The following is a 14740-nucleotide window of genomic DNA, read 5'->3' as shown; positions in this document are numbered from 1 at the left end:
ACAGAATTCAATTCTGTCCCCAACCCCCTATTGCGTAGAGAGCCCAAATTATGAACACCCACTACCGCAAAAAACTACCAGGCACCGACCTGGACTATTTCGACACCCGCCAGGCAATCGAAGACATACAGCCCGGCGCCTACGCCAAACTCCCATACACCTCCCGCGTACTGGCCGAGCAACTGATTCGCCGCGGCGAACCCGACATGCTCACCGAATCGCTGAAGCAGTTTATCGAACGCAAGCAAGACCTCGATTTCCCTTGGTACCCGGCCCGCGTGGTCACCCACGACATCTTGGGTACCACCGCACTGGTTGACCTGGCCGGCCTGCGCGACGCCATCGCTGCAAAAGGCGGTGAACCGTCAAAAGTGAACCCGGTGGTACCCACACAGCTAATTGTGGACCATTCCCTGGCAGTAGAAGCCGCGGGTTTTGACCCGGACGCGTTCGAAAAGAACCGCAGCATTGAAGATCGCCGCAACGACGACCGTTTCCACTTCATCGAGTGGACCAAAACTGCGTTCAAAAACGTCGACGTGATCCCCGCCGGTAACGGCATCATGCACCAGATCAACCTGGAGAAAATGTCTCCGGTGATCCAGTCCCGTGACGGCGTCGCCTTCCCGGACACCTGCGTCGGCACCGACAGCCACACCCCGCACATCGACTGCCTGGGCGTTATCGCTATTGGCGTAGGCGGCCTGGAAGCAGAAACCGTCATGCTCGGCCGCCCATCCATGATGCGCCTGCCAGACATCATCGGTGTGAAGCTCACGGGCAAGCGCCAGCCGGGCATCACCGCCACCGACATCGTTCTCGCCATTACCGAATTCCTGCGTAAAGAGCGTGTTGTATCCGCCTACCTGGAATTCTTTGGCGAAGGCGCTGAAAGCCTGACCATCGGCGACCGTGCCACCATTTCCAACATGACCCCGGAATTCGGTGCCTCTGCCGGTATGTTCTACATCGACCAGCAAACCATCGACTACCTGCGGCTGACCGGCCGCGAGCCAGAACAGATCGCATTGGTAGAAACCTACGCCAAGCACACCGGGCTATGGGCGGATTCGCTGAAAGACGCGTTCTACGAGCGGGTGCTGGAATTTGATCTGTCCACCGTTGTGCGCAACGTGGCTGGCCCGTCTAGCCCCCACCGCCGCGTAGCCACCAGTGACCTGCATGCCGAAGGCATTGCCGGTAATCTGGAAAGGGCCTTGGCGGAAGAAGCCGAAGGCAAAATGCCAGACGGCGCGGTCATTATCGCCGCGATTACCTCCTGCACCAACACCTCGAACCCCCGCAACGTAGTCGCCGCAGGCCTGATCGCCAAAAAAGCCAACGAGCTGGGCCTGGTGCGCAAGCCCTGGGTGAAGTCCTCGTTCGCTCCCGGTTCAAAAGTCGCCCGCCTGTACCTGGAAGAAGCCGGCCTGCTGAAAGAAATGGAAAAGCTGGGCTTTGGTATCGTCGGCTACGCCTGCACCACCTGTAACGGCATGTCCGGCGCTCTGGATCCAGTCATTCAGCAGGAAATCATCGACCGCGACCTGTACGCCACGGCAGTACTGTCTGGCAACCGTAACTTCGACGGCCGAATTCATCCCTACGCCAAGCAAGCATTCCTGGCGTCGCCGCCCTTAGTCGTGGCTTACGCCATCGCCGGTACCGTGCGCTTTGACATCGAAAAAGACGTACTGGCTAAAGACAAAGACGGCAACCCGATTACCCTGAAAGACATCTGGCCAAGCGATGAAGAAATCGACGCCATCGTAAAATCCAGCGTTAAGCCCGAACAGTTCAAACAGGTGTACATCCCGATGTTTGATCTGGGCGCGTTCGAAGAAGCCGAAAGCCCCCTGTACGACTGGCGCCCTACAAGCACCTACATTCGTCGCCCGCCATACTGGGAAGGCGCGCTGGCAGCTGAACGTACTATGAAAGGCATGCGTCCACTGGCGATTCTGCCGGATAACATCACCACCGATCACCTGTCGCCGTCTAACGCCATCATGATGGACAGCGCTGCCGGTGAATACCTGCACAAAATGGGCCTGCCAGAGGAAGACTTCAACTCCTACGCAACCCATCGCGGCGACCATTTGACCGCCCAACGTGCCACCTTTGCCAACCCGAAACTGATGAACGAAATGGTTCGGGACGATAAGGGCGAGATTATCCAGGGCTCTATGGCCCGTGTGGAGCCGGAAGGCAAAAACCTGCGCATGTGGGAAGCCATTGAAACCTACATGGAACGCAAGCAGCCGCTGATCATCGTGGCCGGCGCCGACTATGGCCAGGGTTCCTCCCGCGACTGGGCCGCTAAAGGCGTGCGCCTGGCCGGTGTAGAAACCATCGCCGCCGAAGGCTTTGAGCGTATTCACCGTACCAACCTGGTCGGAATGGGCGTACTGCCGCTGGAATTCAAACCAGGCACCACCCGCCTGACTCTGAAGCTAGACGGCACTGAAACCTACGATGTTGAAGGCGACCTAAGCCCGCGCTCCACCATGACTCTGGTTATTCACCGCACCAACGGCGAAAGCCTGAACGTGCCTGTTACCTGCCGCCTGGATACCGCAGACGAAGTGTCTGTGTATGAAGCCGGCGGCGTCTTGCAGCGCTTCGCTCAGGACTTCCTAGAGGCAGAGGGAGCAGCAGAGGGAGCGGTTGCATGAGCGGTCTTATGAGCGGTTTTATAAATAAGACACCACAAGTAAAAATCCCCGCGACCTATATGCGCGGCGGCACCAGCAAAGGCGTGTTCTTCCGTTTGGAAGACCTGCCCGAGCGCGCACAAACCCCGGGCCCGGCTCGGGATAACCTGCTGCTGCGGGTGATCGGCAGCCCCGATCCCTATGGCAAGCAGACCGACGGCATGGGCGGCGCAACCTCCAGCACCAGCAAAACCGTCATTGTGAGCAAAAGCACCCAGCCAGACCACGATGTAGATTATCTGTTTGGCCAGGTCAGCATCGACAAACCCTTTGTGGATTGGAGCGGCAACTGCGGCAACCTCACCGCAGCGGTCGGCGCCTTTGCTATTAACAGCGGCTATGTGGAAAAAGACCGCCTGCCTGAAAATGGCGCAGGCAGTGGAATAGTCACCGTCCGCATCTGGCAGGCCAACATCCGCAAAACCATCATAGCCAAAGTCCCGGTCACCAACGGCGAAGTGCAGGAAACCGGTGATTTCGAGCTAGACGGCGTCACCTTTCCGGCCGCCGAAGTACAAGTGGAGTTTATGGACCCGGCCGACGGCGAAGGCTCCATGTTCCCCACCGGCAACCTGGTGGATGACCTGGAAGTACCGGGCGTGGGAACCCTGAAAGCCACCATGATCAACGCCGGTATTCCCACGGTGTTCATCAATGCCGACGCGGTTGGCTACAACGGCACCGAACTTCAGGATGCCATTAACGGCAACCCTGAAGCGCTGGCGATGTTTGAAACCATTCGTGCCTACGGTGCGGTAAAAATGGGGCTGATTCAGAATATTGAAGAAGCCGCCGCGCGCCAGCACACGCCAAAAGTCGCGTTTGTAGCGCCGCCTGCGAACTACAGTTCTTCCAGCGGTAAAGCCATTACCACCGATGACATAGACCTGCTCGTTAGAGCATTATCTATGGGTAAACTGCACCACGCCATGATGGGTACAGCGGCCGTTGCTATAGCAACCGCAGCGGCTATTCCCGGTACCTTGGTGAATCTGGCCGCTGGCGGCGGTGACCGTACCTCCGTCACCTTCGGCCATCCGTCTGGCACCTTGCAGGTGGGCGCAGAAGCCAAAGAAATCAACGGCCAGTGGACAGCCACCAAGGCCATCATGAGCCGCAGCGCGCGAGTATTGATGGAAGGCTGGGTAAGAGTTCCGGGGGATTCATTCTAACTCCACAGCTTTCCAGATTTAAAAGCACCTAAGCATAAAAACACCTAAGCCTAAAAACACCCCCGCGCTAATAACCGGCTATCCTTAGGGAATAGCTGGAGACCCAGCCGGGGGTATTTTTTTGCCCGCACATTTCAAACAGGAGAAAATCCATGTCTGCCACATTCGAACTTAACGAACGCCCGGATTACGACGACGTCCTGCAAACCATCGCCGACTACGTCCTTAACTACCAAATTGACAGCGAAGAAGCCTGGACCACCGCCCGCCACTGTTTAATGGACACCCTCGGCTGCGGCTTGCTGGCTCTAAAATTCCCGGAATGCACCAAGCACTTAGGCCCGTTGGTAGAAGGCACCATTGTACCCAACGGCGCGCGAGTGCCTGGCACATCGTTCCGTATGGACCCGGTCAAAGCAGCCTGGGACATTGGCTGCATTATTCGCTGGCTGGATTACAACGACACCTGGCTGGCGGCCGAATGGGGCCACCCGTCGGATAACCTGGGCGGCATACTGGCAGTAGCCGACCACCTATCGCAAAAGCGCGTGGCCGATGGCAAATCCCCCATCGCGATGAAAGCCGTGCTGGAAGCCATGATCATGGCCCACGAAATTCAAGGCGTACTGGCGCTGGAAAACTCCTTCAACAGGGTAGGGCTAGACCACGTTCTGCTGGTGAAAGTGGCGTCTACCGCCGTGGTAGCTCGCCTGATGGGCGCCAACCGCGACCAGTTGCTGTCAGCACTGTCACACGCCTGGGTAGACGGCCAATCCCTGCGCACCTATCGCCACGCTCCCAACGCCGGTTCCCGCAAGTCCTGGGCAGCAGGGGATGCCACATCCCGGGCCGTTCGCCTTGCGGATATCGCCATGCGCGGCGAAATGGGCATACCTGGTGCACTCACAGCGCCACAGTGGGGCTTTAACGACGTACTGTTCAGCAAAACCAACAAAGACCAAAAAATCAAACCTGCGGACAAGTGTCAGCTTTCTTTACCACAGGCATTTGGCTCCTACGTGATGGAAAACATCCTGTTCAAAGTGTCTTTCCCGGCAGAATTTCACGCCCAAACCGCCGCAGAAGCCGCTGTTACTCTTCACCCACAAGTGAAAGACCGCCTGCAAGATATTGATAAAATAGTACTGACCACCCACGAATCCGCCATTCGCATTATTTCCAAAGTAGGTAGTCTGGCCAACGCCGCAGACCGCGACCACTGCCTGCAATACATGACAGCCGTTCCGCTCATCTTTGGCGACCTCATAGCCGAGCACTACGAAGACAGCTTTCACAGCGACAACCCAATGATTGATGAACTGCGAAGCAAAATGGAAGTGATCGAAGACCAGGCGTACACAACGGATTATCTGGACCCGAGCAAGCGCTCCATTGCCAACGCAGTACAGATATTCTTCAAAGACGGCTCAAGCACAGAAAACGTGGTCGTCGAGTACCCAATAGGCCATCGCCGCCGCCGCGAAGCTGCCATTCCGCTGCTTAAACAGAAGTTCCAGCAAAACCTCGCAACCCGCTTCCCCGCAGGCCAATGCCAGCGAATCTCCCAGGCGTTACAAAGCCAGGCAGAGCTGGAAGGTATGGCGGTTCATGAATTCACAGGGTTGTTTGTGATTTGAATTGACATCCTCCCCGCCCTGAAAGACGGGGATTCCTACTGCGCTCAGGCATGGCATTGAGCCATTCCTGAGTCGCTTCGGTGGGTTCCTGTTGCTGATGGCATTACCGCACCGTTCACTTCACCGCCCAGCCACGCCTGTTTGTATTCCAACTGGCGGCGGAACTCGCCCCAGCCCTGATCGAGAATCGACTTATTAAGGCCGGATTTGGCTTTTACGCGTCGTCCTGGTGCCTCAAGTGTGCCGCTTGCTGACTTGCTCATATTCGTGACGTTCAGATCTTCGATGACGACCATCGCGTGGTTTTTGCTGATGATGTTCGAGGTCTTGTGGAGAAAGTCATTGCGGGTATGAGCAACCCGTTGATGCAACGTGGTGATACGGGCCTTCGCCTTTTTCCAATTGCGGCTGAATGTGACCTTGCGGCTCATGCGTCGCTGATACTTTGCCATCTTCGCAGCGCGGGTACGCAGCGCATTGACCGGCTCGAACATCGTGCCGTCAGAGAGCGTCGCGAATAGCGTGATACCTGCATCGAGGCCGACTATCGACGTTGATGGATGTATTGGAAACTTGAATGCATAAATAAGAAATAAAGAACGTAACTATTCAGCTGGTTTGATTTAAAACGGTCGTATCATTACCCGCACCCGCACCCACCGCCATGAACGGTGGCACACTCCCCTCGAACAAATGCATCAGGGCTTTCGAGGCAGACACGTTCTGCTTACGCGCCGTCGACAGATAACTGCGCACGCGACAGAAGATCTCGGCTCCTTCAAAGGATCGAAAACAACCCGATATTTTCTGCTGCACTTTGAACATGTGGATGTCCCGCTCACCTTGGTTGTTGGTAAACGGTACCTCTGGATTGTCGAGGAAGCGTAGCACATCCGCTTCGTAGGCGATCAGCCGCTCCAGCAGGTTGCGTGCCCGCGTGCGTTTGAGCCGCCCGGGTTTGCCTTGGCGCAGGCTTTCATCCGGCGGCGGGCACTCTTTTGCGCTTTCGCCAGGCAGCGTCGGTACACCTTGCGCCACCGCTGCGCTTTGTCCGGTGGCAGGCAGCCGCCGGCGTCGTCGACGCTGTCGGTCATGATGTTCAGTAGAGTTTGCATCCGTTGAGCCCACACCTGTTTATCCTGCTCCCAGGCGCGCTGAAGTTCTCGCAGGTGGTGCGCATTGCACAGAGAGTGCAAGCATGAATAACGGTAATACGGCTTCCAGTGATCGTGACAGAGCACACCGTTGAAGCGCGGCAGGATGCCGATCGCATTCATCGCCTGCTGACCTCGTTGTGCATGGGGCGCAAGCCAGGTCAGTCGGTCATTCGATGCGCCGTGCAGCCAGTGACGTTGACCACCGATGTTCACGCCTGTTTCATCGGCGTGAACCACCGACGCCTCGGCCAGGCGATCCTTGACCCACGGCTCAAATTCAGCGGCCTTATTGAAAGCGTCCTGATTGACGTTGAACAGTGAGCCGACACTCAGTGGGATGCCGACCTGGTCTTCGAAGTACTCGCGGATGCGATCATAGGGCAGGAGCTGGTATTGCGACAGATAGACCGCGTGGGCCTTCAGCTGCGGGCCGTACTGAACCGAGCGTTCTACACCGACCGGAAAAGGCGCCACAAAACGTTGCCCCTGGGCATTTTCCAGGATCTCAGCCTGGTACTCGGTGACAAAACGGCGGATGTCCAGATCAATGACCTGACGTTTCTCGCAGCCCACGACCCGGAACCGGCCGCCTTTGGGTAAGGTGCGCCGATCCACTTTCACCCGCTGGATGGCATCCGGATCTACCACCGGTTGCAACGTCTTCCCAACGCGGCCGGGCTGCCCGCCTGGCTTACGCCCGCTCTTCAAACGGTTCTGTCTGGGGCGGTTCGGATCCTGGGACGGCGGCTTACTGCTGTTGGCACTGTGGGTGTTAATCCGCCCACTCAGTATCTGGACCAGCACAATCAGCAACTCGATGGCCGTCCGCATGGAAGGCGCGACGGTTGTGTCTGCTTGGAGTTGGTGTCTGACGTTCGCCAGCGCAGCGTCGACATCAATGTTACTGATCTTCATGGGCCTGAGTACCGTCGAGTGAAGGGCTATTATCGCACGACTTTTTCAGGTCGAATTTTTCGTCCTGAGCGCGGACTTGACGGGGTTTTTCAAATCGACGTCGCCCCGGGGATGGACAGCAAAACGAAAGGGACGTAAAGGGATTCTAGAAGCTTTGCGCGCCGCTTTATGGTGTTGCGTTGAGTGTGGCCTAAATTCATGAAATTGGGGCCAGAACCCTGTCAAGAACTTTTTAGAAAATTTGAGCTGAATAGTTACTAAAGAACAATCGAAAAAGTTATAAGGAAAATAGCAGTTAAATAATAGAGAGAAAGGCAATAACAAAAAACGGGGGGTTAAAACAGGTGGTGGCCCCACCAGCGACACTCCGGCACACATATCGACCGCTGCGGCTGCTCCCTTCCGGGTCTGACCGGGTTCACGGTTTCATGTTGCGAAGGCACCAATAGGGCCACCATAACGGCGTTCCAGAATGTTTCTCTAAACGCGGCGCGCATAATAACAAACGCCATGATGTACTACAAGAGTAGTTGTTGTCATCCTCCCCGCCCTGAAAGACGGGGATTCCTACTGCGCTCAGGCATGGCATTGAGCCATTCCTGAGTCGCTTCGGTGGGTTCCTGTTGCTGACGGCATTACCGCACCGTTCACTTCACAGGCTAACCGGGCATGACCTGCCCTTAAAATATTGATGGCCGCGTTGAGGTCTGCATTTTCAGCATACCCACATTCGACACATTCGAATTGCGAATAAAGACGCCGTGCAGGAAATTCACGAGCTGAGCCGTGGCATTCCGCGGCTGATTAACATGCTGTGCGATGGCATGATGATGTGCGCCTACGCTGAAGACCGGCCGTTTATAGACCCCCACGACTTGAAAAACATCCGCAAGGATTTGTTGGGCGAAAACAACGAGCCAAAGATGAAAGCTCCCGAGGCTGCAAGCCACAAAATAGGCGTTGCGCCTGCACGGGCTAGCTCACAAGCACACGAAGGCTTTGGTGATATGGCAAAAACCCTGCACCGAATTGCCAGTGCTCTTGAGAGTATTGATGGGCGCTTGCTCTTTTAAACCCAATTTGGTGTTGGCCATACTACTGCAACGGATCATGGTTAGGTTGGCGGATTAACAACCCATTCCGGATCTTCAAACTCACCAAGGGGCCGAACATATTCTTGTTTGGAGCTTAGTCAGAGACCTGATTTTTCTGTTCTTTTTTGTCAGTCCTTCAACTCGGGAAAATCCGTTTCGGTATAGGCATACTCACCCTGTTCGCTGCTGGCAGCATGGGTACGTAGTTCAACACGACGAATCTTGCCGGAGATGGTTTTGGGCAACTCGGCAAATTCTATCTGGCGAATCCGCATGTACGGCGCCATGCGCTCGCGAATGAAAGCAAACAGGGCCTTTGCCGCCTCCGGGCCAGGCTCGTAGTCGCGGCGCAGCACGATATAGGCCTTGGGTACGCTCAGTCGCATTTCATCGGGTGCCGGCACAACTGCGGCCTCGGCCACGGATTCGTGCTCGATGAGAATAGATTCCAACTCAAATGGGCTAACGCGGTAATCCGAGCTCTTGAACACGTCGTCCGCGCGGCCGACGTACCAGTAATAGCCATCGTCGTCGCGACTGGCCACGTCGCCGGTGCGATAAAAGCCGCTATGCAGTGCCTGAGCCATGCGTTCGGGATCGTCACGATATTCCTGCATCAGACCGAGCGGACGCTGATTACGCACATCGATGGCGATCTCGCCTTCGGTTACTTCCTTATCGACCGGATCGAGCAATGTAATCTTGTAGCCAGGCAAGGGCCGACCCATCGAGCCGGACTTCATTTTCTGTGCCGGCGGATTGCCGATCTGTGCCGTGGTTTCAGTCTGGCCGTAGCCGTCGCGGATTGTGAGGCCCCAGAGTTTTGCTACGCGTGCGATGACTTCCGGATTAAGCGGTTCGCCCGCGCCGACCAGGCTCTTGAGCTTCATGTCATAAGCCGCCAGGTCCTCTTGGATGAGCATGCGCCATACGGTGGGAGGCGCGCACAGGGAGGTCACGCCCTTATCGGCAATGACTTTTAGCGTGGCGGGCGCGTCGAAGCGCGGCTGGCGGTAGATGAACACCGTGCAGCCGGCATCCCAGGGTGCGAACAGGTTGGACCAAGCATGCTTGGCCCAGCCGGGCGAACTGATATTGAAATGGATATCATCGGGCTGCAGGCCGAGCCAGTACATGGTCGACAGCGAACCGACCGGATAGCTTTGATGCGTATGCAGTACAAGCTTCGGCAGGGAGGTGGTGCCCGACGTGAAATACAGCAGCATCGGGTCGGTGGCGAGGGTTACGCCCTCCGGCTCGAAAGTCTTTTCATAGTCATAGGCATCTTCGTAATTAATCCACTGCTCGCAAGGTTCACCTGCGACGATGCGGACCAGCCCCTCTGCCACCCCTTCAAATTTGGGAACATGCTCATTAGTGGTGAGCACATGAGTGACACCACCACGCCCAAGCCGGTCGCCGAGATCCTTCTTCGATAGCAGCGTGCTGGCTGGAATAACGAGGGCACCCAGCTTGATCGCGGCCAGCATGGTTTCCCAGAGTTCAATGACATTATCGAGCATGATCAGCAGGGTATCGCCCCGTCCGAGCCCTTGGTCGCGCAGAAAATTCGCTACCTGGTTGGAGTTCTGTCGCATCTGTTCGAAGCTGTAGCGGTACTCGCTGCCGTCGGCATCCACCAGCCAGAGCGCAATCTTCTCATTGCCTCTGGCGTAATCATCGAACCAGTCGAGCGCCCAATTGAACTCGTTCAGCTCGGGCCATTTGAAGGTCTCGTAGGCCCGGTCATAGTCTTCGCGCAGGTCCAGCAGTTGCTGACGAGCCGCCTTGAATGCGTCTGCCGATTGCATCGCTTTCTCCTTGTTTCACAGTCGGCGGTCCAGGATCGGCCGCTATAGTTGTTGTATTGTGGCTCGCCGCTCAGTCTCGCAGAAAGCTCTGGTCTATAGGTCCATAAAACAAAAGTTTAGCTGAGCATCTGACCAACCGCCACGTATCAACTGACGTCCATGGATAGATATGGCTATGCACTATCGTCTTCCCAAACCTTAACTCCAGATGACTTAACGCTTGCATCAGGAGCGTACCGTGCCTGCACTTGTATGGCCGCAATGCCATTTCCGGACTAATTTATCGGAATGCGCGGAAAACCTCGACCTTCAGGCCGGGGATGAATAGCGCGGACACCGCAGGTGCCCCTCTCGTTAGCAACATTCTCATTCCGGCGTTTGCTGCTGCTCAAAGAAGATACCGCGCAGTTCATCCATAATCTCAGCCGTGAACACGCCGCGACGATATTTCGTCACAAATACCAAATGAACGTGCATCCTGAAAACGCAATGCCGCCCGTGCCTAATATCATTGTTTTTTTCCATAGACCAAATATAATTCAGCGATGAAACGCCTTCAAGCATTCAAATTTCAAATTGAGCCAAACGGTGAGCAAATCCGCGCCATGCGTCAGTACGCTGGTAATGCTCGCAAGATTTGGAATTTGGCTTTGAATCGTCAGCAAGAGCTACATACTGCCGGTGAAAAATTCACCAACAGCTTTGGCATGAATAATTGGCTGCCAGCGTGGAAGCAGGCATTCTCGTACTTGTGCGACTCTCCCGCACAAACACTACAACAAGTCACAAAAGACCTGGCCGCTGCGTACAAGAACTTCTTTGAGAAGCGTGCCGATTTTCCACAATTCAAGAAAAAAGGTAGGTCGTCAGACCGCTTTCGTTTTCCGCAAGGTTTCGAGATTGACGAAGCCAATCGACGTATTCGACTCCCAAAGCTAGGCTGGATTCGCTACCGCAAGAGCCGTGGCATCCTCGGACTGGCAAAGAACATCACCGTTTCCTGTGTGGCTGGCAAGTGGTACGCCAGCATTCAGACCGAGCGCGAAGTTGGGCAGCCAATACATCCATCAACGTCGATAGTCGGCCTCGATGCAGGTATCACGCTATTCGCGACGCTCTCTGACGGCACGATGTTCGAGCCGGTCAATGCGCTGCGTACCCGCGCTGCGAAGATGGCAAAGTATCAGCGACGCATGAGCCGCAAGGTCACATTCAGCCGCAATTGGAAAAAGGCGAAGGCCCGTATCACCACGTTGCATCAACGGGTTGCTCATACCCGCAATGACTTTCTCCACAAGACCTCGAACATCATCAGCAAAAACCACGCGATGGTCGTCATCGAAGATCTGAACGTCACGAATATGAGCAAGTCAGCAAGCGGCACACTTGAGGCACCAGGACGACGCGTAAAAGCCAAATCCGGCCTTAATAAGTCGATTCTCGATCAGGGCTGGGGCGAGTTCCGCCGCCAGTTGGAATACAAACAGGCGTGGCTGGGCGGTGAAGTGTTTGCCGTCAACCCTCGTAACACCAGCCGGACGTGTCCGGCCTGCGGTCATATTTGTGCAGAGAATCGCAAGACTCAATCGCAATTCGAATGTGTCGACTGTGGGTATGCTGAAAATGCAGACCTCAACGCCGCCATCAATATTCTAAGGGCAGGTCATGCCCGGTTAGCCTGTGAAGTGAACGGTGCGGTAATGCCGTCAGCAACAGGAACCCACCGAAGCGACTCAGGGATGGCTCAATGCCATGCCTGAGCGCAGTAGGAATCCCCGTCTTTCAGGGCGGGGAGGATGTCAATCATTTCTCATTACCTACACCCTCTGTTTTTCGGTTTTAGCATCCATGCTAGAATTAACGCTATTTTTCACGGCAATTGGCGAACTATGAGCTACCAGGTACTTGCCCGTAAATGGCGCCCGCGCACCTTCGAAGACATGGTGGGGCAGGAACATGTGCTTCAGGCGTTAATTCACGCGCTGGAAAGCCAGCGCCTGCACCACGCCTATTTGTTTACCGGCACCCGTGGTGTGGGCAAAACCACCATTGGCCGCCTGTTGGCCCGATGTTTGAACTGTGAAACCGGCATTACCGCGAAACCCTGCGGTGTTTGCGGCAGCTGTCGCGAAATTCAGGAAGGCCGCTTTGTTGATCTGATTGAAATAGACGCCGCCTCGCGGACCGGCGTCGACGACATGCGTGAGCTGACAGACAACGTGCAGTATTCGCCCACCCGCGGGCGCTTTAAGGTGTACCTGATTGACGAGGTGCACATGCTGACCACTCATTCGTTCAACGCCTTTTTGAAAACCCTGGAAGAGCCGCCAGAGCACGTTAAATTCCTGTTGGCCACCACCGACCCCCAAAAACTGCCGGTGACGGTGTTATCGCGCTGCCTGCAGTTCAATTTGAAGCGGATGACACCGGAACACATCGCCGGCCATTTGAACCACGTATTAACCGTCGAAAAGATTCCCTTTGAAGAGCCGGCCCTGTGGCTTCTGGCGCGCGCAGCAGATGGCAGTATGCGCGATGCCCTGAGCCTGACGGATCAGGCTATTGCGTTTGGTAACCAGCAGCTGGCGGCAAGCGATGTCAGTTCTATGCTGGGCACGATTAACCAGCGTGACATCGAAAGCTTGGTGGGTACGTTGGTTAGCCGTGATGGCCCGGCGCTGCTGACGGAAATTAGCCGTATTGCCGATTTTGCGCCGGATTACGGGATAATTCTGGCGGATCTATTGTCTCTGTTCCATCGGGTGACCATGGAACAGGTGGTGCCTGGCAGTGCGGATAACGCTTTAGGCGACGCTCACCAGATTCAGGCGCTGGCCAAAAAGCTGAGTGCCGAAGATGCCCAGCTGTTTTATCAGGTGGCCCTAATGGGGCGCAAAGATCTGGCGATAACGCCGGATGCGCGCATGGGGTTCGAGATGACGCTGCTGCGTATGCTGGCATTCCGCCCCGGAACCGCTCGCCGGGAACCGCCCACGGCGATTGCTGCGGATTCGGCACCGGCCGGAAACCGTGATGAACCAGACCCTGTTGTTGGTAGCTCGAATCAACTTGAAGCGCCAGTGCCAGCGAAGCCAGAGCCTGTTGCCCTGGCTGCTTCGGCGCCGTCACCAACAGAGCGAACGCCGGTTGAGTCGATTCCACCCTGGGAGCCTCAGCCTGGCACAGACGTAGATTACCCGGACGATGGGGCTTTTTATGGCGCTGATGAGGCGTTTGAGGCCGCTGTTCCTGAACAACGACAGCCGGCTGCTGAGCCGGAGCAGCATAATCGACCAGAACAGCAGAATCAGCCAGAGCCGCAACCTGCTGTTCAGCCAAAAGCTTCGTCCAATGCTCAATCACAATCGCAGCCTGATGATCAGCAAGCGCATCAAAGTGTTCCAGTACCGCCGGCCAGTGAGCCGTCAGCGCAGCCAGAATCTGCGGAAGAAGCATTACCCGCGAGTGAATTTGTTTGGCAGCGGGATTTTCGCAGCCTGAATATTGCGGGTATGCCGGGCAATTTGGCCAGCCACGGGTCTATGCTGCACCAAGGCAATGTCGTGCTGCTGACCATTGATGAGGGCCACGCGCGGCTGTTGAACGCGCGGCACGAAGAAAAAATTCTGGCCGCCTTGAGAAATCGCTTTGGCGATGCCACTGAATTACGTATAGAGAGAGGGCAGCCAAGCGATACGCCGGCTGCCTTTGATGAGCGTAAACGTAAAATTCGGCAGCAAGCGGCGGAGCAGGCCATTCGCACCGACCCGCTGGTGCAATCGATTGTGGATCGGTTTGCTGCCCGTGTTGTGGAAGACAGTATTCGACCGATTGAAGTCGCTAAAGAGAGCCCGGCCGACATAAAGAGCCCGGCCGGTTCAAACAGGAGATAGCGTTATGATGGACAACATGGGTGAGCTGATGAAAAAAGCCCAACAAATGCAAGAAAATATGCAAAAAGCGCAGGAAGAAATCGCCAAGGCAGAAGTAACGGGCGAATCCGGTGCGGGGCTTGTGAAGGTGCTGATGAACGGCCGCCACGACGTTCGTAAAGTGGAGATTGATCCGTCTTTGATGAGCGAAAAAAAGGACATTCTTGAAGACTTGCTGGCGGCGGCGGTGAATGACGCAGTGCGCCGTGTGGACGCCAATCAGAAAGAAAAAATGTCTGGCATGATGTCGGGCATGGGTCTTCCTCCCGGCTTTAAGATGCCTTTCTAAATTAAGATGCCTTTCTAAA

Annotated in this window: 8 protein-coding genes, 1 other RNA gene and 4 pseudogenes; 7 read left to right on the top strand and 6 right to left on the bottom strand. The window is 55.8% G+C overall.

Annotated features, from left to right (window positions below):
* The first annotated feature begins 50 nt into the window (after window positions 1–50).
* The 3 genes from acnD (at window position 51) to prpD (ending at window position 5523) form a co-directional block, all read left to right on the top strand.
* The gene (gene acnD / locus ATI45_RS06260; RefSeq protein WP_098418732.1) at window positions 51–2675 is read left to right on the top strand and encodes a Fe/S-dependent 2-methylisocitrate dehydratase AcnD; all 2625 of its coding nucleotides are present in this window, start codon (window positions 51–53) and stop codon (window positions 2673–2675) included.
* Window positions 2672–3886, top strand: a complete 1215-nt coding sequence (gene prpF, locus ATI45_RS06255) for a 2-methylaconitate cis-trans isomerase PrpF (protein WP_416376664.1) — start codon at window positions 2672–2674, stop codon at window positions 3884–3886. The genes acnD and prpF overlap by 4 nt, the downstream gene beginning before the upstream one ends.
* A 152-nt stretch (window positions 3887–4038) precedes the next feature.
* Window positions 4039–5523 carry a 2-methylcitrate dehydratase gene (gene prpD / locus ATI45_RS06250; RefSeq protein ID WP_098418731.1) on the top strand — a complete coding sequence of 495 codons (1485 nt, stop codon included), beginning with the start codon at window positions 4039–4041 and terminating at the stop codon, window positions 5521–5523.
* Window positions 5524–5567: 44 nt separating this feature from the next.
* Here prpD and ATI45_RS06245 read toward each other — a convergent pair.
* The 4 genes and pseudogenes from ATI45_RS06245 to ATI45_RS21860 form a co-directional block, all read right to left on the bottom strand.
* Window positions 5568–6092 (bottom strand): annotated as a pseudogene (locus ATI45_RS06245) (RNA-guided endonuclease InsQ/TnpB family protein); the annotation flags it as partial.
* Between the two features lie 40 nt (window positions 6093–6132).
* Window positions 6133–7595 (bottom strand): annotated as a pseudogene (gene tnpC / locus ATI45_RS06240) (IS66 family transposase).
* A gap of 351 nt (window positions 7596–7946) precedes the next feature.
* An RNA gene (ffs, locus tag ATI45_RS06235) (signal recognition particle sRNA small type) lies at window positions 7947–8043 on the bottom strand.
* 128 nt (window positions 8044–8171) lie between these two features.
* A pseudogene (locus tag ATI45_RS21860) lies at window positions 8172–8339 on the bottom strand (RNA-guided endonuclease TnpB family protein); the annotation flags it as partial.
* Between the two features lie 17 nt (window positions 8340–8356).
* Between ATI45_RS21860 and ATI45_RS06230 the strand changes: the two are divergent.
* Entirely contained in the window at window positions 8357–8668 is a 312-nt protein-coding gene (locus ATI45_RS06230; RefSeq protein WP_228735946.1) for a hypothetical protein, read from the top strand.
* A 149-nt stretch (window positions 8669–8817) separates the two neighbouring features.
* Here the strand turns inward: ATI45_RS06230 and ATI45_RS06225 are convergent, their stop codons facing one another.
* Both ATI45_RS06225 and ATI45_RS06220 read right to left on the bottom strand, forming a co-directional pair.
* The gene (locus ATI45_RS06225) at window positions 8818–10500 is read right to left on the bottom strand and encodes an AMP-binding protein (protein WP_098418730.1); all 1683 of its coding nucleotides are present in this window, start codon (window positions 10498–10500) and stop codon (window positions 8818–8820) included.
* A 393-nt stretch (window positions 10501–10893) separates the two neighbouring features.
* A pseudogene (locus ATI45_RS06220) lies at window positions 10894–11025 on the bottom strand (transposase); the annotation flags it as partial.
* Between the two features lie 20 nt (window positions 11026–11045).
* Between ATI45_RS06220 and ATI45_RS06215 the strand changes: the two are divergent.
* The 3 genes from ATI45_RS06215 (at window position 11046) to ATI45_RS06205 (ending at window position 14721) form a co-directional block, all read left to right on the top strand.
* Window positions 11046–12260 (top strand): RNA-guided endonuclease InsQ/TnpB family protein, encoded by a 1215-nt coding sequence (locus ATI45_RS06215; RefSeq protein WP_098418729.1) that lies wholly within the window; start codon window positions 11046–11048, stop codon window positions 12258–12260.
* Between the two features lie 129 nt (window positions 12261–12389).
* Window positions 12390–14393, top strand: a complete 2004-nt coding sequence (dnaX, locus tag ATI45_RS06210) for a DNA polymerase III subunit gamma/tau (RefSeq protein WP_098418728.1) — start codon at window positions 12390–12392, stop codon at window positions 14391–14393.
* A gap of 4 nt (window positions 14394–14397) precedes the next feature.
* Window positions 14398–14721, top strand: coding sequence for a YbaB/EbfC family nucleoid-associated protein (locus ATI45_RS06205; RefSeq protein WP_098418727.1), 324 nt, complete (start codon window positions 14398–14400; stop codon window positions 14719–14721).
* Window positions 14722–14740: the final 19 nt, after the last annotated feature.

Origin of the sequence: Marinobacter sp. LV10MA510-1 (assembly GCF_002563885.1) — a bacterium.
In the GTDB taxonomy this organism is placed as follows: domain Bacteria; phylum Pseudomonadota; class Gammaproteobacteria; order Pseudomonadales; family Oleiphilaceae; genus Marinobacter.
The sequence above is the reverse complement of the archived record's forward strand: the minus strand, read 5'-3'. Positions and strand labels throughout refer to the sequence as shown.